We start from the raw sequence: 1,111 nt of genomic DNA on the forward strand, positions 1-1,111 counted from the left end.
GCCGCGGTCGACCGCGCCGCGCAGGCCCGCCGTACGCTCACCGACGCCGGGTACGCCGCCGAGGGCGTGCCGCTCGTCGCCTCGCGCTTCGCCGACCTTCCCGGCGGCTCGTTCCGCCTCGACGCGCAGAACCCGGTGTTCCTGCTGGCGGGGAGCCGCACATGATCGGAGTCGTGGCGGCCACCGCGAGCGGCCGCAGGGCCGCGGAGACGCTTCGGGCCGCCTGGCCGGACGAGGTGCGGCCGCTCACCGACACCAGGGCCGCCGACGCCCTGCGCGAGGCGTGGCACACCTGCGACGCCGTGGTGAGCTTCCTCGCCGTCGGCGCGACCGTGCGCGTGCTGGCACCGCTGCTCGGCCACAAGACGACCGACCCGGCCGTCGTCTGCGTGGACGAGTCGATGGCGTTCGCGGTCGCCGTGCTCGGCGGCCACCACGGCGCGAACCTCCTCGCCCACCGGCTGACCGGCGTGCTCGGCTGCACGCCGGTCGTGACCACCGCGAGCGAGGCGGGCAACGTGACCCCGCTCGGCTCGTACGGCGCCGACCTGGGCTTCACCGTGCACAACCCCGGCCTGCTCGCGCACGTCGGGGCCGCGGTGCTGTCCGGGGAGCCGGTGCGTCTGGAGGGCGCCGAGGGCTGGCCGCTGCCGCCCCTTCCGCCGAACGTCTCGCCCGAGGCGCCGCCCGGCGGCCACCGCATCCTCGTCAGCGACCAGGCCGCGTATGACTGCATGTGCCACGCGGGCTGGTTCGACGGCGCCCTGGTCTACCGCCCGAAGTCCCTCGTCGTCGGCGTCGGCTCGGCGCGCGGGGTGCCGGCGGCCGAGGTGTCCGCGCTCGTGGACTCGGTTCTGGCCGCGGGCGAGCTGGCGCCCGAGTCGGTGCGATACCTCGCGACCGCCGACCTGAAGGCCGACGAGGAGGGCATCCTCCAGGTGGCGCGCGAGCGCGGCTGGGAGGTCGTCACGCACCCGGCCGGGGCGTTGGCCTCCGTGGCGGTGCCGAACCCCTCCGACGTCGTACGCGCCGAGGTCGGCACGCCCAGCGTCGCCGAGGCCGCCGCGCTGCTCATCGCCGGGCCGGGCGCGGGGCTCCTCGTGGAGAAGCG

1 protein-coding gene is annotated in these 1,111 nt (G+C 76.7%); it reads left to right on the plus strand.

Features of this window, described 5'->3' with window-relative positions; translation table 11 throughout:
- Positions 1 to 161 precede the first annotated feature (161 nt).
- On the plus strand, positions 162 to 1,111 hold a 950-nt coding region (locus tag ACFFNX_RS50805; protein WP_378213682.1), incomplete at its 3' end, for a cobalt-precorrin 5A hydrolase.

Origin of the sequence: Actinoallomurus acaciae (assembly GCF_042429965.1) — a bacterium.
Classification (GTDB): Bacteria; Actinomycetota; Actinomycetes; order Streptosporangiales; family Streptosporangiaceae; genus Actinoallomurus; species Actinoallomurus acaciae.